Consider the following 17,390-nt stretch of genomic DNA (forward strand, 5'->3'; position numbering starts at 1 on the left):
TGGCTCGTGCGAAAGTCTGATTTTTTTAAGGGTATTGTTTCCGGGCTGGCCGTTGCGCTGCTCGCGACGTCGGCGCTGGCCGACGACCTGAAGGTCGCGCTGATCTACGGTAAGACCGGACCGCTCGAAGCCTATGCCAAGCAGACCGAAACCGGCCTCCGGATGGGCTTCGAATACGCCACCAAGGGCAGCATGACGATCGACGGTCGCAAGATCGTCATCATCACCAAGGACGACCAGGGCAAGCCGGACCTCTCCAAGGCGGCGCTGGCGGAAGCCTATCAGGACGACGGCGCCGACATCGCCATCGGCACCACGTCGTCGGCCGCTGCGCTCGCCGACCTGCCGGTCGCCGAAGAGAACAAGAAGATCCTGATCGTCGAGCCGGCGGTGGCCGACCAGATCACCGGCGAGAAGTGGAACCGCTATATTTTCCGCACCGGCCGCAACTCCTCGCAGGATGCGATCTCGAACGCGGTCGCGATCGGCAAGCCGGGCGTGACGGTCGCGACGCTGGCGCAGGACTATGCCTTCGGCCGCGACGGCATCGCGGCGTTCAAGGAAGCACTCGCAAAGACCGGCGCGACCCTGGCTGCCGAGGAATATGTCCCGACCAACACGACCGACTTCACCGCCGTCGCCCAGCGGCTGTTCGACGCGCTCAAGGACAAGCCGGGCCGCAAGTTCATCTGGGTACTTTGGGCTGGCGGCGGGAATCCCCCGGGAAAGCTGCAGGACATGGACCCCCAGCGCTACGGCATCGAGATTTCGACGGGCGGCAACATCCTCGCGGAACTCGCGGCCTATAAGCGGCTGCCCGGCATGGAAGGCGCGACCTATTACTATTATGACATCCCTAAGAACCCGATGAACGACTGGCTCGTCTCGGAGCACCAGAAGCGCTTCAACGCACCGCCGGATCTCTTCACGGCAGGCGGCTTCTCTGCAGCCATGGCCGTCGTCACCGCGGTGAGCAAGGCGAAATCGACGGATACCGAGAAGCTCATCGCGGCGATGGAAGGCATGGAGTTCGATACGCCGAAGGGCAAGATGATCTTCCGCAAAGAGGACCATCAGGCTCTGCAGAGCATGTATCACTTCCGCGTCAAGGTCGATCCGAACCTCGCCTGGGCCGTCAACGAGCCGGTGCGCGAGATCAAGATCGAAGAGATGGACATCCCGATCCGCAACAAGCGGTGAACGCTGCTCTCCCTCCCCTGCTTGCGGGGGAGGGCAGGGGTGGGGGAGCCTCGCGCGAGATCATTTCCGTACGAGAGACTTCCCCCGCAAGCGGGAGAGGCAACACCTGCTCCAGCGGATTGGTCTTCGAGCATCATATGTCCCATCTCGAAACGAGAGACCTCACCATCCGCTTCGGCGGCCATGTCGCCGTCGATGGCGTGAGCTGCAGCTTTCGCCCGGGCGAGCTGACGGCGATCGTCGGGCCCAACGGCGCCGGCAAGACCACCTATTTCAACCTGATCTCGGGCCAGCTCCGCGCCACCTCGGGCACGATCCTGTTCGAAGGCAAGGACATCACCGGCTATTCGGCACCGCTGCGCACCCGCGCAGGGCTTGGCCGCGCCTTCCAACTCACCAATTTGTTTCCGAACCTGAGCGTGGAGGAGAACGTGCGCCTTGCCGTTCAGGCCCAGCGCGGCGTTCACTACGACCTCTTGCGCCCCTGGATGGCACACCGCGACCTGATCGCCCGCGCCGACGCGATCCTCGACCAGGTCGCGCTCGGCAGCCGCCGCCAGGTCGCAGCAACTGCCCTCTCCCATGGCGATCAGCGCAAGCTCGAAGTGGCGTTGATGATGGCGTTGGAGCCGAAAGTGTTCATGTTCGACGAGCCCACCGCCGGGATGAGCATCGACGAGGTCCCGGTGGTGCTCGATCTGATCGCAAAGCTGAAGCAGGACAAAGCCAAGATCATCCTGCTCGTCGAGCACAAGATGGACGTGGTGCGCTCGCTCGCCGATCGCATCATCGTGCTGCATAACGGGCGGCTGGTCGCGGACGGCAAGCCGGCCGAGGTGATCGCCTCGCCGATCGTGCAGGAAGCCTATCTCGGCATTGCGCCGGGGCGGAGTGCGGCATGAGCGCGCTCCTCACCCTTGCCGGCGTCCACACCTATATCGGGCGCTACCACATCCTGCAGGGCATCGACTTCGACGTGCCGCAAGGCCAGACCACGATGCTGCTCGGGCGCAACGGCGCCGGCAAGACCACGACCTTGCGCACCATCATGGGGCTCTGGCAGGCCAAGAGCGGCATCATCACGCTTGCCGGCGAGCGCATCGAGCAGCTTGCCACGCCTGACGTCGCGCGCGCCGGCGTCGGCTACGTGCCGGAAAGCATGGCGGTGTTCTCGGACCTCACCGTGAAGGAGAACCTCGTCCTCGCGGCCCGCAACGGTCCCCTTGATGACGCGCAGCTCGCCTGGATTTTCGGCTTCTTCCCGGCGCTCAAGAAATTCTGGCTGTCGCGCGCGGGCTCGCTCTCCGGCGGCCAAAAGCAGATGCTGTCGATCGCGCGCGCCATCGTCGAGCCGCGCAAGCTGCTCCTGATCGACGAGCCGACCAAGGGCCTGGCGCCCGCCATCGTGATGGCGCTGATCGAATGCCTGAAGGAGATCAAGCGCCGCGGCGCCACCATTCTCCTGGTCGAGCAGAACTTTCACGCCGCGCGCGAGCTCGGCGACCAGGTGCTGGTGATGGACAACGGCACCATCGTGCATCGCGGCGAGATGGCGGCCCTCGCCGCCGACGTGCCGCTGCAGGAACATCTCCTCGGCCTTAGCTTGGAGGCGCATCAGTGACCGAGATCGCCGCAACGGATGCCTTGCCGAAGCCGAAGCGGGACATCGCGCCCGTGCTGCTGCCGATCGTACTCGCGCTCGTCATGTTGCCGCTGATCGGCTCTGCCAGCTCCTGGGTGACGCTCACGGTGGCGAGCCTTGCGATGGGCATGATGATCTTCATCATGGCCTCGGGCCTCACGCTCGTGTTCGGCCTGATGGATGTGCTCAATTTCGGCCACGGCGCCTTCATCGCGGTGGGCGCCTATATCGCCACCCTCGTGCTGGTGCCGCTCGCAAGCTTCACCCAGGCCGACTCGCTGTTGACCAACCTGATCGTGCTGGTTCCGGCCGCGCTGCTGGCGATGGCGGTGACCGCCGCACTCGGGCTCGTGGTCGAGCGCGTGCTGGTGCTTCCGGTCTACGGCCAGCATCTGAAGCAGATCCTGATGACCACGGGCGGGCTGATCGTCGCCGAGCAGACGCTCTATGCGCTGTTCGGCCCCCAGATCATTCCGATGCCATTGCCGGCGGCCTTGCGCGGCTCCTTCATCATCGGCGATGTCGCGATTTCGAAATATCGCGTGCTCGCGATGCTCGTGGGGCTCGTGATCTTCGTCGCGATCGAGCTCGTGCTCAATCGCACCAAGCTCGGCCTGTTGATCCGCGCCGGCGTCGAGAACCGCGAGATGGTGGAAGCCCTCGGTTATCGCATCCGCCGCCTCTTCCTCGGCGTCTTCATGACCGGCTCGGCGCTCGCAGGCTTAGGGGGTGTGATGTGGGGGCTCTATCGCGAGCAGGTTCATGCCTCGATCGGCGATGAGCTGACGGTGCTGGTGTTCATCGTCGTGATCATCGGCGGCCTCGGCTCGATCACCGGCTGCTTCATCGGCGCGATCCTGGTCGCCATGGTCGCCAATTACGGCGGCTTCCTGGTGCCGAAGCTCGCGCTCGTCTCCAACATCCTGCTGATGGTCGCCGTCTTGATGTGGCGGCCGCGCGGCCTCTATGCGGTGACCAGCCGATGATGATCCTTTCCGGCGACCCGCCGCGCAGCCGCGTGCTCTCCGCCCTGCTCCTCATCATCATGCTGGCGCTGCTGGCGACGCCCTTCATCTTCCCTGGCGCCAAGGCGATGAACGTCGCCGCGAAGATCTGCATCTTCGCCGCACTGGTCGGCTCCTACGACCTCCTGCTCGGCTATACCGGCTCGGTGTCGTTCGCACATACGATGTTTTACGGCATCGGCTCCTACGCGATCGCGATCGCGCTCTATGCGCTCGGCCCGAACTGGGGCGCCGTTGCTGCCGGCGTCGCCGCGGGCCTGCCACTCGCGCTGTTACTGGCGCTCGCGATCGGCCTGTTCTCGCTGCGCGTAGAGGCGATCTTCTTCGCCATGATCACGCTGGCCGTCGCCTCCGCCTTCCTGGTGCTGGCCTCGCAACTGTCCTGGCTGACCGGCGGCGAGGACGGCCGCAGCTTTCAGCTGCCCGAGCTGTTGCGGCCGGGCACGGTATTCATCCCGAAGGACTGGTTCGGCATTCCCATCAACGGTCGCGTTCTCACTTATTACATCGTGTTCGCGGTCAGCGCCCTGATGATCCTGGCCTTGCTGCGCGTCGTGAACTCGCCGTTCGGCCGCGTGCTGCAGGCGATCCGCGAAAACCGTTTCCGCGCCGAGGCGCTCGGCTATCGCACCGTGTTTCATCTCACCTACGCCAACTGCATCGCCGCCGTGATCGCGGCGCTCGCCGGCATGTTGAACGCGCTGTGGCTCCGCTACGCCGGCCCCGATACCTCACTCAGCTTCTCGATCATGCTCGACATTCTCCTGATGGTCGTGATCGGCGGCATGGGCACGATCTATGGCGCGATCATCGGCGCTGCGATCTTTCTGCTGGCGGAGAATTATCTGCAGAACCTGATGGGCGCGGCATCCGCGGCCGCGGCGGACGCCGGGCTGCCGCTGCTGCCCGGCCTGTTGCATCCGGACCGCTGGCTGTTGTGGCTTGGCCTGTTGTTCATCGCCAGCGTCTATTTCTTTCCGACTGGTGTCGTCGGGCGCCTGCGCAGCAAGCCGCGTCCCGCAAGCGGGCATTAACCAGACCGCCGACGCGCGTTCTGGCGCCCGCGCCCCCTTTCAAAGGTGAAATCTATCAAGGGGTGCCAGCTAAACTGGGCGTGGCGCCATCCATCCTTATTGCGCTTAATGATCCGGTAACCGCATTTCCTAACGGCTAGGCCATCTGTCCCGCTTATGTCTGGTCGGGAGCGGAAGAGAAATCGCGGAAACCCATCCAACATGCCTCCCGGCCTCGACCTGTCCGGCCCGATCGCGGCCAAGCCAGCTCCCAGCGAACTGCCGCGTCAGCGAGATCCGGTGCGGTGGCTGATCGCCTGCGGCTGTCTGCTGATCGGCGCCATCATCGTCGGCACCCTCGTGATGGCCGACGGCTTTCGCAGCCGCGCTCTGGACAATGGTGGCCGTGAACTCGAAAACACCGCGCTGCTGCTGACCCGTCATTTCGAACAGCAGTTCAATGACGCCGAAACCGTGGCGCGCGATCTCATCGACCGCATGCATCTGTCCGATATCGCCACGTCCGACACATTCCGCGCGCAAATGTCCGGCGGCGCCATCCGCGAACTGCTGCAGTCGGAGGGGAACGGGCTGTCCTATATGGGCGACCTCACCATCGTCGACGCCGACGGCCATATCATCAACTGGTCCGGCCCCACGCCGGCGCCATCGATCAACTTGGCTGAGCGCAACTACTTCAAGACCCTCAAGACCAATCCGTCGCCTGATCAGGTCGTGATCGAGACGATCCGCAGCTACGTGACCGGTCGCTGGAGCGTGCTGGTGGCGCATCGGCTCAGCGGCAAGGATGGCGTCTTCCTCGGCTTGTTGTCCCGCCGGATCAATCCAGAGACTTACGAGACCTATCTGCAGTCCATGGCGCTCGACCGCGGCACCGCGATCACATTGCTGGACGGTGACGGCACGCTGCTGGTCCGCCATCCGCGAGCCGACGACTTGGTCGGACACAAAATCACCGACGTAAAGCTGCTCGCGCCCGTGCTTGAGCAAGGCCGGCATAGGGCACGGATGCGGAGTCCGATCGACAATATCGAGCGGATCGGCGCCGGCGCCAGGATCGCTGATCTTCCGCTCGTCGTCGTCGCAACCAGGCACGTGGACGATGTGCTGGCGGACTGGCGATCGCAGGCCGTGCTGCTCGCCGCCGCCGCCGCGCTGACGGCCTGCGTGATCGCTGCGATGTTCGCGCTGATCATCCGGCAGATCGCGCGGCAGAATGGCGATGCCAAGCGCCGGCTCGAGCAGGAGAAGCAGCGGGTGGATACCGCGCTCAACAACATGACCCAGGGCCTCGTGCTTTATGACGCTAAGGCACGCGTGGCCATGTTCAACCAGCGCTTCCTCGACCTGCTCGGACTGGATGATCACGAAGAGCTGTCCGGCTGCCATTTCCGCGACCTCGTGGAGCGCGTCCGACATCGCGGTCTGCTGGACGTCGACGTCGATCAGTTCTGCACGCGGGTGATGGACAACGTTGCGGCCGGCGTCACCACACAGGCAGTGCTGGAGACGACGAGCGGCCGCTTCTATCATGTGATCGACAAACCGTTGGCCCATGGCGGATGGGTCACCACGATCGAGGACATCAGCGAGCATCGCCGGCTCGAGCAGGAGCGCGACCGCGACCGCAGCTTCCTGCGCAAGATCATCGACCACATCCCGTCCCAGATCACGGTGAAGGACGTTCGCGATCGCCGCTACCTGCTGGTCAACCGGGTCGCGGAACGGCATTTCCTGCGCGCGCGCGACAGCATCATCGGCAAGACCGTTTTCGAGCTGTTTCCCGAAAGCGCTGCGGAGCAGGTGACGGTCGACGACGATCGCGCGATAGCGAGCCCCGACGGCTTGTTCCTCGATGAGCATCCCACGGAGAGCCTGGCGCTGGGCCTGCGTTACGTCACCTCGTACCGCATCGCCATTCACGATGCGGCAGACGCGCCGCGCTACCTGATCCATATGGTCGAGGACGTCACCGAGCGCCGGCAGGCCGACGAGAAGATCGCGCATCTGGCGCATTACGACGCCCTGACCGATCTGCCGAACCGCGTCCTGTTCGCAGAGCGAATCGAGCAAGCGCTGGAACGGGCACGGAACGGCGAGCCGTTCGCGCTGGTCTATATCGATGTCGACGAGTTCAAGGGCATCAACGATTCCCTCGGCCACCACGTCGGCGACGAGCTCCTGAAGACGGTCGCCGAACGCATCAACAGCTGCGTTGCACCGGGCGATCTTGTGGCGCGGCTCGGCGGCGACGAATTCGCGCTGCTCCTGACCTCAGTGAAGGACCGCGACGACGTCCTCGACGTCGTCAGTCGGATCTTCGGTGCGATCCGGCGCCCCGCGCACTGCCTCGGCCACCAGCTTTCGATCGACGCCAGCATCGGCATTGCGCTCGCGCCGCAGGACGGCACTGAGCGCGACCAGCTGATCAAGAACGCCGATCTCGCGATGTATGCGGCCAAGGCCGGGGGGCGGCGCACGTCGCGCTTCTTCGAGCCGGCGATGGACGAGAGCGCACGCGCACGATTGCGGCTGGAACAGGATCTCCGCCGGGCGCTCGCCGAAAATCAGTTCGAACTGCATTATCAGCCGCTGGTCGACCTCCGCGACAACCGGATGACGGGATGCGAAGCCTTGCTGCGCTGGCGCCATCCGCAGCGGGGCATGATCCCTCCGCTCGACTTCATTCCGCTTGCCGAGGATACCGGGTTGATCGACGAGATCGGCGACTGGGTGCTCCGCACCGCGACTGCGGAGGCCGCCACTTGGCCGGCCGATATCCGCATCGCCGTGAATGTCTCACCGGTGCAGCTGAAATCGCAAAGCCTGGCCTTGCGCGTCGCCGGCGCGCTCGCGGCTTCCGGGCTCGCCCCGCAACGACTCGAGATCGAGATCACCGAGGCCGTTCTGATCCGAGACGACGAGACGGCGCTCAATATCCTGCACCAGCTGCACGAGATCGGCGTGCGCATCGCGCTCGATGATTTCGGCACCGGTTATTCGTCGCTCAGCTATCTCAAGCGGTTTCCATTCGACAAGATCAAGATCGATCGCTGCTTCGTCAGCGATCTCGAGGTCGGCGGCTCCTCGGCGATCGTGCAGGCCGTGGTCGGCATCGCCGCCGCCAGCAACATGACGACGACTGCAGAGGGCGTCGAGACCGGGCAGCAGCAGGCGCTGCTGCGTCAGCTCGGCTGCACCGAGATGCAGGGCTACCTGTTCAGCGCGCCAAAGCCAGCCTCCGAGCTGCGCAATCTGTTCGTGCCGGCGGGGAGCGCCAGGGCGGCAGGCTGAGCCGGGCCGAGCTGCGGCGCCCTATGCCCGACCGGGCTTACCGGGTATAATGCCGATATCCCGTCTGTGTCGGACGGCCATGTCAGGCAGGTCACCATGCAGCCCATGTCCCTTCTCCTGAACATCCTGTGGATCCTGTTCGGCGGCGCCTATATGGCGTTCGGCTGGCTGGTCGCCGCCGTGGTGATGGCGATCACCATCATAGGCCTGCCCTGGGCCCGCGCCGCCTTCAATATCGCGATCTATACCCTGCTGCCGTTCGGCTCCCGCGCCGTCCGTCGCGACGAATTGACCGGCGAGGAAGACGTCGGCACCGGCCCGCTCGGGCTGATCGGCAACATCATCTGGTTCGTGCTCGCCGGCTGGTGGCTCGCGCTCGGGCACCTGGTCACCGCGGTGCTGCTCGCCGTCACCATCATCGGCATTCCGTTCGCCTGGGCCCACCTGAAGCTTGCCGGCATCGCGCTGTGGCCGATCGGCAAGACCATCGTGCCGGCGTAACGGATCGGCTGGGGCCGGGAGGCAGGCGCAAGCTCCAGACCCCAGCCCGAAGGCCAAGTTCTATGGAACAATCGGGGTACGCCGATATTCGGCGGCTTTAAGGCCAGCCCGACCGGCCTCACCGCGCCAAGCCCGTTGCCCATCGCCCGCCAATCAGCTAAATGGACGGCTGCTGCACCCGTAGCTCAGCTGGATAGAGCGTTGCCCTCCGAAGGCAAAGGTCACACGTTCGAATCGTGTCGGGTGCGCCAGTGCTAACCGGTTAGATTGACTGGTGTTTTAGCCCGGCGCTCTCAGCTGCTGATCACCCGCGAAAGCCAATCCGTCACAGCCCTGTCACAGCTGGACGGAACATCATGCCTACGATCCGAAAGAGAGGCGCCACTTGGCAAGTCCAAGTGCGTCGCGCGGGCTATCCCGCGTTAGCCAAGTCGTTCTCGACGCGAACCGATGCAGTCACCTGGGCGCGGGAGCAGGAGCGCTCGATAGACCGAGCCGAGCTGCCCACGGACATCAAGGAGCTGAAGCGGCTCACGGTCGCTGACCTGCTCAAGCGGTACGAACAGGAGATCACTCCAAGGAAGCGCGGTGCCGCTTTCGAGCGGTCACGTATCCGGCAGTTGCTCGCTCACCGGATGTCGCAGACGAGCCTGAAGAACGTGTCCGGCGCGACGGTGACGCAGTATCGAGACGATCGCCTCAAGCTTGTGAAGCCGCCCTCTGTGCGCCGGGAGCTGGTCGTTCTGCGCCATGTCTTCGAGGTCGCACGACGTGAGTGGGGCCTTCCGCTCCAGGATAACCCCGTGAAGCGGATCAGGCTGCCGCAGGACGGCCGCCCGCGTGAGCGGCGGTTGCTGGGACAAGACGAGAGCAAGCTCTTTGCTGCCCTCCGCAAGCGCTCAGCGTGGTATCTGCGGCCGTTCCTGGTGCTCTTGGTCGAGACCGGGATGCGGCGCGGCGAGCTTTTATCGATCCGCTGGCGTGACGTCGACTTCGCCAACAGCACCGTGCAAATTCTGAAGACCAAGAACGGACATCCGAGGCGCATCCCACTTACGCCGATCGCGCTGGCGACGCTCGAAGGATTGACCCGAAGCGATGAGAGGGTCTTCCCGGTTTCCGCGAACGCCGTGCGGCTCGCCTGGGAGCGTCTGCGAACACGTGCGGGGCTGGTCGACCTTCGCCTTCATGACCTGCGGCATGAGGCAGTCTCCCGCTTCTTCGAATTTGGCCTCTCAACGCCAGAGGTTGCGATGATCAGCGGCCATCGTGAACCACGGATGCTGGCACGGTACACTCATCTGCAGCCCGAGCGGGTCGCTCTCAAGCTCCGAGGACAGGAGCCGTTCTCTGCCCCGAGCCAGTCAAATGGCGGGAGCGACCGGCCATGAGAATTGAAATTGCGCGGCTGAATGCCATCTTGGCCGGCACTGCTGCGGACCTCAACGCGATGGAGCTGCTGGTGCGGAGCGTTGCGATTGACGCCGAGCGGCGAGGCGAGGATGTGGGAGCTGCCATCAAGAGGGAGCTGCCATCGGTAGTCATTCCAACCACTGATGCAAATCGGACCAGTGAGGTTCCGACACCTATACCGCGTCAGCTCCAAGCGGACCCTGTACGCGCTCTCGACAGGTCCACACGGCCGAGTGTCGCGATCGAGGCATCCGAAATGCGAACTCCCCGAACGACGAAGTTCCAAGCCTTCAAGGAAGCGCTCGTCATCGGCACAGTCCTAACCTTCACCGGAGGCGGTATTGTTGTCCTCGGTCCTGCGATTTGGTTCGGCCTGAACGGACCTGCACTCGCGGTGATGGGAACGACAACATCGGTCCTGTTCTTCGCGTTGTGGTACGCGATCGTAAACCGGGACGATTGAGGCGAGGGATAGTGGAGAGGCCTAGTCGAGCCCAAGATCGGGCCTCTCTCCCTTGTCGCGCAAGGCTTCGTAGAGCTGTCCCGGACCGAGCAGGACATCCTTCAAACCTTCGCGCACTCGCTCGCTATCGATTGCCTGCTTGCTCATGGCACTGTGGGCCGCAAGGGCATCCATGACTGCGTTCATGATCTCCTTGGACAGCGTCGGGGAGTTGGCGAATTGGGCCTTTGTGTTGTTGCTCGCCTGAAGAACTAGCTCCTCCGACTCCAGGAGCTTCCCTTTGATGACGTTGTTGACGTAGACGAGCTGGTCGTCGTCCGTCAGATCGCCTTCGAACAGGTTGTTCAGTCGGGCAACGATCTCCTCAAGCCGGGCCTTCTCCTTCTCATGGATATACCCTGATCCCGCCTCGGAAAGGGGCGTTAGCTTGGGCGCCTCTCCTGTACCTAGCACGAGCTGTCGCTTGCCCTGATCCTTCAGATTGTGGTGGGTCAGCTTCACCTTGGAAAGATCGATGCCCTCTCGCTCACGGCCGAACTCGAGAAGCGGGATGAGCCGCCTGTAAAACAGGAAGCGCTTTTCGATGGCCGTGTTGCCGTAGTCGAATATCTGGGAGAGAAAGCTGTACATCCGCTGAAAGGCGCCCATGTCGGCCTTGAACAGGATGAGCGCATTGATCTCGCCACCGGCGGCCTCCGCGCCCTTGGTGTCACCCGCCGCAACGGCGGCTCTCTGCTTCTCCTGAGCCTGCTTGAACTTCTTCAGGAGGCGATCCGTCACAGGCGCAAGAGCTGCAATCAGCTCTCCCTGCCTGGCCTTTGGATTCATATCGACGGCCGCGACACGGTCGACCTCGAACTCGTCGTAATATCCTAATGCATCGAGCTTGGCCCTGAGATCGAACACGAGGTTGGGGTCGGTGACGCTGTCCAGCTCCGCCGTGTCGTAGTAGGTCTTGAACGCAGCCAGTACCTCTTCCGAACTGTTGACGAAGTCCAGCACGTAAGTCGTATCCTTGCCCGGATGGGCGCGGTTGAGCCGCGACAGCGTCTGCACCGCCTGGATGCCCGCGAGGCGTCGATCCACATACATGCCGCATAGCAGAGGCTGGTCGAAGCCAGTCTGAAACTTGTTCGCCACCAGCAGGATCTGGAACTCGTCGCCCTTGAACGCGTCGCGGATGTTTCGTCCATTCAGGCTGGGGTTGAGGGACTTGCTTGCCTCGGTGAAGGGATCAGAGCCGGACTCGCTGTCGTCGACTTCGCCTGAGAACGCCACCAGCGTTCCGATCTTGTAGCCCCGCGACTTGATGTATTTGTCGATGGCGATCTGCCACCGCACCGCTTCGATACGGCTTCCCAGAACGACCATCGCCTTGGCCCGGTTGTCCAGCAGCGGCGCCACGGTGCTGCGAAAATGTTCGACGACGATCTGCACCTTCTGGCTGATGTTGTAGGGATGCAGCCTCACCCATCGCATGATGCCCTTCAAGGCAGCATCGCGCTCGACCTCCTTGTCGTCCCACTCCCGCCCCTCATTGGCGAGGCGGAACGCCAGCCGGTAAGGCGTATAATTCTTCAGGACGTCGAGGATGAAGCCCTCTTCGATGGCTTGCCGCATCGAATAGACATGGAACGGAGCAGGCAGGTTACCTTCCCCGACCGGCTGATCCGGCTTTGGCGGACGCCCGAACAGTTGCAGCGTCTTGGCCTTCGGCGTGGCCGTAAAGGCGACGTAGGTGATGCCCTTCTCGTTGGCGCGAGCCGCCATCTGGGCTGCGAGCATGTCCTCGGTGCTGACCTCGCCCCCGTCTGCCAGCTCGGCCAGCTCCTCCGGGGTCAACACCTGCTTCAGCTTCGAGGCAGCCTCGCCCGTCTGTGACGAGTGCGCCTCGTCGGCAATCACGGCGAATCGCTTGCCCTCGGTCGCCGCGAGCCTGCGGACCTCTGTCAGAGCGAATGGGAAGGTCTGGATCGTACACACGATGATCTTCTTGCCCGCAGCAAGCGCCTCCGCCAGTTGACCACTCTTGCTTCCCCCTTCGGACTTGATGGTGACGACCACGCCCGTGGTGCGCTGGAAGTCGAACAGCGCTTCCTGAAGCTGGGCATCGATCACGTTGCGGTCGGAGATGACGATGACCGTGGAGAACAGCTTCTCATTGTTGGCGTCATGGAGGTCGGCCAGGAAGTGAGCGGACCACGCGATCGACTTGGTCTTGCCTGAGCCCGCCGAGTGCTGGATCAGGAACTTGCCGCCTGCCCCTTCCTCCAAGACCTTGGCCTGAAGCTTGCGAGTCGCATCAAGCTGGTGATAGCGCGGGAAGACGACACCCTTGATCTTCTTTCCGTCGCGTGTTGTGACGAGGTAGCGGCCGATGATCTCCAGCCAGCTTTCGCGCTGCCAGACCTCTTCCCAGAGGTAGCTGGTCGGATGGCCGGCTGGGTTGGGCGGATTGCCCTTTCCGCCACCATCGCCTTTGTTGAACGGCAGGAACTCGGTGTTTGCTCCATCCAGCAGCGTCGTCATGTAGACTTCGCTGTTGCTGACCGCGAAATGAACGAGCGCTCCACTCGGAAAGGCGAGCAGCGGCTCGGCTCCTTGCCCCTTCGGGCGCGGGTCGCGGTCGAACCTATACTGATCGATCGCATCCTGAACCGTCTGCGTGAAGTCGGTCTTTAACTCGACGGTGGCAACCGGAATGCCGTTCAGAAACAGAACGAGGTCGATGCAGTTTTCGTTTATCGTCGAGTAGCGCACCTGCCGCACCACGCGCAGCCGGTTCGCGGCGTAGCGAGCGAGGATGTCGGCATTCATCGCCAGCGCAGGCTTGAACTGCGCCAAAGCCAACGGCTGCCGCAATCCGATCAACTCGACGCCGTGCCGCAGCACATCCAAAGTTCCTCGGTCGTCGAGCTGTTTGCGGGCACGGTCGAGGACGACCGCGGTTGCGGATGCACCGTTGTTCTTAGTCAGCGTTGCCCATGCCTGCGGCTGGGTCGCCTCGATCCACGTCACGAGGTCAGGCGCGAACAAAGCGCGAGCGCGGTCGTAAAGGGCGGCGTCGCTTTCCACATGGAGCCAGCCATGGGCCGCGAGATGGTCGCAGACCTCGGCCTCGAAGCTGATCTCCTTGTGGAGGGTCATGCGGCCTCCGCAGCGGCCGTTGCGATGTTGCGGACGTCAATCTTCCCGGTGACGGCCGCTGAGATGAGGGCGCTACGTCGCTCTTGAAGGAGAGTAATGGCCATTGCGGCTGTCGCCTCCAGTTCATCCGACTTAGACCGTTCTTCTTGCAGGAACCGCGCAATACTCTTTTGCTCATCGAGGGGAGGTAGTGGAAGTTCAAGGTTCAAGAACTTGTCAGGTTCAAGCCGCCACTGGTCGGGCCTAATTCCATTCGAAATGGTGCGGTAGACACCTGGAAGAAGCCGGCATCTCAAGAGCTCATTGAGGTAAGCCGAATGCTCAGAATGTTCGGGCTGGAACACGGCGTAGTCAGGGCTAGTTATCCCCAGAAGCAGAGAAATCCCAAGCGATCCTTGCCACGACTTCATCTTGTTGATGACGAGATCATTGGGGCGCACGGTCTGATAGAGAGAAAGGTCTTCTGGTGTCTTGTTAATGTTGTCGTCCCGCGACGCCTTGTTGATGACGCCAAAATCGCGGTACACAGACAACACTGGCAGCGATGCCGCCTCTTGCCGCTTCACGAACCTGAACAAGTTTCTTACCCGGCAAATCTTCCAGTGCGCCGGGATTTCGCCTAACCACTCAACGCCGCTGTGCTTCATCGGTGCGGCGAGGTCGAGACCCTTTGTCACCGCATGGGAAATGACAGCCTGCCGCTTCTCCTGCAACAACTCGATCAGCCGTCGCTGTTCCGCGACAAGATCATCGATTTTAGCGGTTTCACGGTCGAGGAAGGCACAAATCGTCGTCTGCTCCGATAGGCTGGGCAGAGCGAACCGGAAGTTATCAATCGCGTACTTACCAAGTGCGTACCGGGTAAGCCCCCTGGATTGAACCTCGAATGTGGTCTTCGCAAAAGAGCTTCTGAAGAGGTGTGCCAGAAATGCCCCCAGCACGTTACCTCGCTCCGGGCGGATCAGCGCAAGATGATAGCCGCAAACCACACTTGGCAAATCTTCCTGAACGTAAGCGGAGATGCCAATGTCGCGAGGGTCCTCGGAGTCTTTGGTGATGATGCAATCTCCGCGGGCCAACGTCAGTCTTGCAATCTGTTCCGGCGACGCCGTCGCTCGCATGAACTCGATTGCTGAAGTGATCCGCTCATTCCGATAGACGTCGAGGTAGTTGCAGAGGCTTACTTCCTCCTCCCCTTCGACGGAGTGCTTGTCCACATTGCTAAGATGCACTTTCGCCGACGACTTCAATGGTAGGACGCGCCAGTGATCCGGTACAGTTCCTAGAAAGGGAATGCCGCTCTCTTTATACTTGGAGTAGCTAGGGAAACTCATGCCGCCAACCCCTCGATCATTGCCTTGATGCGACCGGTGACTTCCTTTAGATCGTCATCGATCTCGGCCAGCGAGCGCGGCGGCTCGAAGACATAGAAGTGCCGGTTGAACGGTATTTCGTAGCCAACCTTTGTCTTCTCCTCATCGATCCACGCATCACTCGCATGGGGCCGTACCTCTCTCTCGAAATACGCCTCCACGCTCTCTGACAGCGGCACGTTCTCCGTGTCCCGCAATGAACTATCCGCCTGCGGCTTGCCTTTCTGCTTGCCCTTCGTTCCCAACACGACGCGTCCCTTGTCGTCTCGCAGGGGCCGTTCGACTATGATGGCGCGGTAACCAAAGTCATCGTTGGCGAAGACGCGCGACAGCGGCGCCAGCTTCACCTTGCCGCTCTCCGGGGCCGCTGGCGGCTGTTGACCAGCCTCGACCACCAGGCGGGCCGTCTCCTTGCCGTCCGCGTCCAACACGGTTGCAAGCTGCGCCTCGACGAAGCCGCCGAACAGCCGCGTGACCGTGGCTATGTCCTCCTCGCCCATCTCCTTGCGCTTAGAGCCGAGGCTCTTACGCATCTTGCGCCAGAACGACGAGGCGTCGATCAACTGCACCTTGCCCTTGCGCTTCGCTGGCTTGCGGTTCGACAGAACCCAGACGTAGGTGGAAATGCCGGTATTGTAGAACATATCGGTGGGTAGGCCGATGATGGCCTCAACCAGATCGTTCTCCAGCAGGTAACGGCGGATTTCGCTCTCGCCTGAGCCCGCACCACCGGTGAACAGGGGTGAACCGTTGAGCACGATGCCGAACCGGCTTCCGCCGTCCTGCGCTGGGCGCATTTTCGACAGTAGGTGGAGGAGGAAGAGGAGAGAGCCATCCGACACGCGCGGCAAACCGGGGCCAAAGCGACCATTGAACCCCTGCGTCTCGTGTTCCTTACGAACCTCTTTCTCCACTTTCTTCCACTCCACCCCGAACGGAGGATTGGACAGCATGTAGTCGAACTTGGGGTGGGGGTGACCATCTTCAGACAGCGTGTTGCCCGGGACAATGTTGGCGACATCCTGGCCCTTGATCAGCATGTCCGCCTTGCAGATCGCGTAGCTCTCGTCGTTCAGCTCCTGGCCGAACATTGTCAGCTTGGCCTTCGGGTTCAGAGCCGCGAGGTGCTCACCGGCGACGGATAGCATGCCGCCGGTTCCGGCAGTCGGATCATAGATGGTGCGGACCACGCCGGGCTTGGTCAGGACATCATCGTCCTCGATGAACAGCAGGTTGACCATCAGCCGAATGACTTCGCGGGGCGTGAAGTGCTCACCGGCGGTCTCGTTCGACAGCTCCGCGAATTTCCGGATCAGCTCCTCGAAGGCCAAACCCATGTCGTGGTTGTTGATGACCTCCGGGTGCAAGTCGATCCCGGCGAATTTCTCGGTGACGACGAGGTAGAGCAGGCCGCTCTTGGCGAGCTTGTCGACTTGGGTGAGGAAACTGAACCGCTCGAAGATGTCGCGGACCTCCGGCGAGAAGGCCTGGACGTAGGCGTAGAGGTTCTGGCTGATGTGGTCCTGGTCTCCGACGAGCTTGCCGAGGTCGAGCTCCGAGGCGTTATAGAAGCCGAGACCGGAGGCGCGACGCAGGAAGGGATCGGGGTTCAGCCCGGCCTTCGTCTTCGCGGCCAGTTCGGCCAGCACCTTGGACTTGGTCGGCTCCAGCACGCAGTCCAGGCGCCGCAGCACCGTGAACGGCAGGATGACCTTGCCATAGTCCGACTGCTTGTAATCGCCGCGCAGCAGATCGGCCACGGACCAGATGAAGGACGAGAGATTTTGGTGGTTCACGAATGGGAGGTCCTGGATATCCTTGGAGGACGTCAATCTGCCAAGAGCCCCCTTCCGGGACAACCCGGAATTGCGACGTTCTCCCGGAAGGCTTGACCTCCGAACCCGTCGCACCAGGCCAATACGGCGTCCATTCTGCAAGCTCGCATGAGCAGCATACAGCTCGCCCTAACCCCCGATGGACCCGCTAGATATAGCAATCCACATGAGAAGCCCTACGAGCCTCCCAGGGGGAATTTGGCTTTGGGGCGCAGGGGACCATTTCCCATACAATGCAAGCTTCACGGCCCGCCCCAGAGCATTTGAGGGCCCATGTTGCGACTACGCCCATTAGCAGCAACCAACGCTCCGCCGAGCGGCATCCGATGAGAGCAAATTTACGGTGACAAGCCGCTAAATGTAGCGGGTCGCTCGCTGTCCTGGGGCGATCTTCGGGCCGCCCTCGGACGCGTCAAGGCGTGTCTGGCGGGGTATTCCTTACGTCTACCAAACCTACTGCTCG

The 17,390-nt window shown here is 62.5% G+C and carries 12 protein-coding genes and 1 tRNA gene; 10 read left to right on the forward strand and 3 right to left on the reverse strand.

What is annotated here, in order from left to right; translation table 11 throughout:
- Positions 1–6 precede the first annotated feature (6 nt).
- The 10 genes from QXZ85_RS07730 (at position 7) to QXZ85_RS07775 (ending at position 10,572) form a co-directional block, all read left to right on the forward strand.
- Positions 7–1,200, forward strand: coding sequence for a substrate-binding domain-containing protein (locus QXZ85_RS07730; protein WP_315702445.1), 1,194 nt, complete (start codon positions 7–9; stop codon positions 1,198–1,200).
- Between the two features lie 137 nt (positions 1,201–1,337).
- Entirely contained in the window at positions 1,338–2,102 is a 765-nt protein-coding gene (locus QXZ85_RS07735; protein ID WP_315702444.1) for an ABC transporter ATP-binding protein, read from the forward strand.
- Positions 2,099–2,821, forward strand: coding sequence for an ABC transporter ATP-binding protein (locus tag QXZ85_RS07740; protein WP_315702443.1), 723 nt, complete (start codon positions 2,099–2,101; stop codon positions 2,819–2,821). The genes QXZ85_RS07735 and QXZ85_RS07740 overlap by 4 nt, the downstream gene beginning before the upstream one ends.
- Positions 2,818–3,828: a branched-chain amino acid ABC transporter permease gene (locus QXZ85_RS07745; RefSeq protein WP_315702442.1), complete on the forward strand. Its 1,011-nt coding sequence runs from the start codon at positions 2,818–2,820 to the stop codon at positions 3,826–3,828. The genes QXZ85_RS07740 and QXZ85_RS07745 overlap by 4 nt, the downstream gene beginning before the upstream one ends.
- Positions 3,825–4,901 (forward strand): branched-chain amino acid ABC transporter permease, encoded by a 1,077-nt coding sequence (locus tag QXZ85_RS07750; RefSeq protein ID WP_316165267.1) that lies wholly within the window; start codon positions 3,825–3,827, stop codon positions 4,899–4,901. Before QXZ85_RS07745 ends, QXZ85_RS07750 begins: the two co-directional genes overlap by 4 nt.
- Before the next feature lie 201 nt (positions 4,902–5,102).
- Positions 5,103–8,195 carry an EAL domain-containing protein gene (locus QXZ85_RS07755; protein ID WP_315766321.1) on the forward strand — a complete coding sequence of 1,031 codons (3,093 nt, stop codon included), beginning with the start codon at positions 5,103–5,105 and terminating at the stop codon, positions 8,193–8,195.
- A 96-nt stretch (positions 8,196–8,291) separates the two neighbouring features.
- Positions 8,292–8,696 (forward strand): YccF domain-containing protein, encoded by a 405-nt coding sequence (locus QXZ85_RS07760; RefSeq protein ID WP_315702439.1) that lies wholly within the window; start codon positions 8,292–8,294, stop codon positions 8,694–8,696.
- 174 nt (positions 8,697–8,870) lie between these two features.
- Positions 8,871–8,947, forward strand: a tRNA-Arg gene (locus QXZ85_RS07765).
- A 147-nt stretch (positions 8,948–9,094) separates the two neighbouring features.
- Positions 9,095–10,087, forward strand: a complete 993-nt coding sequence (locus tag QXZ85_RS07770) for a site-specific integrase (RefSeq protein ID WP_316173886.1) — start codon at positions 9,095–9,097, stop codon at positions 10,085–10,087.
- Complete coding sequence (locus QXZ85_RS07775) at positions 10,084–10,572, forward strand: hypothetical protein (RefSeq protein ID WP_316173889.1); 489 nt, start codon at positions 10,084–10,086, stop codon at positions 10,570–10,572. The genes QXZ85_RS07770 and QXZ85_RS07775 overlap by 4 nt, the downstream gene beginning before the upstream one ends.
- A 21-nt stretch (positions 10,573–10,593) precedes the next feature.
- Here QXZ85_RS07775 and QXZ85_RS07780 read toward each other — a convergent pair whose 3' ends face one another.
- The 3 genes from QXZ85_RS07780 to QXZ85_RS07790 are packed head-to-tail and all read right to left on the reverse strand — an operon-like array spanning position 10,594 to position 16,888.
- Positions 10,594–13,719, reverse strand: a complete 3,126-nt coding sequence (locus QXZ85_RS07780) for a type I restriction endonuclease subunit R (RefSeq protein ID WP_316173891.1) — start codon at positions 13,717–13,719, stop codon at positions 10,594–10,596.
- Positions 13,716–15,053, reverse strand: coding sequence for a restriction endonuclease subunit S (locus tag QXZ85_RS07785; protein ID WP_316173893.1), 1,338 nt, complete (start codon positions 15,051–15,053; stop codon positions 13,716–13,718). Before QXZ85_RS07785 ends, QXZ85_RS07780 begins: the two co-directional genes overlap by 4 nt.
- Positions 15,050–16,888 (reverse strand): class I SAM-dependent DNA methyltransferase, encoded by a 1,839-nt coding sequence (locus QXZ85_RS07790; RefSeq protein ID WP_316174206.1) that lies wholly within the window; start codon positions 16,886–16,888, stop codon positions 15,050–15,052. Before QXZ85_RS07790 ends, QXZ85_RS07785 begins: the two co-directional genes overlap by 4 nt.
- Between the last annotated feature and the right edge of the window lie 502 nt (positions 16,889–17,390).

The sequence above is a fragment of the Bradyrhizobium sp. SZCCHNGR1005 genome (genome assembly GCF_032489995.1).
Taxonomy (GTDB): Bacteria; Pseudomonadota; Alphaproteobacteria; order Rhizobiales; family Xanthobacteraceae; genus Bradyrhizobium.

What these genes read in the sequence shown, in the direction of transcription:
- QXZ85_RS07755 (WP_315766321.1), top strand. Translation starts at nt 5,103, where the DNA reads ATGCCTCCCGGCCTCGACCTGTCCGGCCCGATCGCGGCCAAGCCAGCT.
- QXZ85_RS07775 (WP_316173889.1), top strand. Translation starts at nt 10,084, where the DNA reads ATGAGAATTGAAATTGCGCGGCTGAATGCCATCTTGGCCGGCACTGCT.
- QXZ85_RS07760 (WP_315702439.1), top strand. Translation starts at nt 8,292, where the DNA reads ATGCAGCCCATGTCCCTTCTCCTGAACATCCTGTGGATCCTGTTCGGC.
- QXZ85_RS07740 (WP_315702443.1), top strand. Translation starts at nt 2,099, where the DNA reads ATGAGCGCGCTCCTCACCCTTGCCGGCGTCCACACCTATATCGGGCGC.
- QXZ85_RS07735 (WP_315702444.1), top strand. Translation starts at nt 1,338, where the DNA reads ATGTCCCATCTCGAAACGAGAGACCTCACCATCCGCTTCGGCGGCCAT.
- QXZ85_RS07750 (WP_316165267.1), top strand. Translation starts at nt 3,825, where the DNA reads ATGATGATCCTTTCCGGCGACCCGCCGCGCAGCCGCGTGCTCTCCGCC.
- QXZ85_RS07785 (WP_316173893.1), bottom strand. Translation starts at nt 15,053, where the DNA reads ATGAGTTTCCCTAGCTACTCCAAGTATAAAGAGAGCGGCATTCCCTTT.
- QXZ85_RS07780 (WP_316173891.1), bottom strand. Translation starts at nt 13,719, where the DNA reads ATGACCCTCCACAAGGAGATCAGCTTCGAGGCCGAGGTCTGCGACCAT.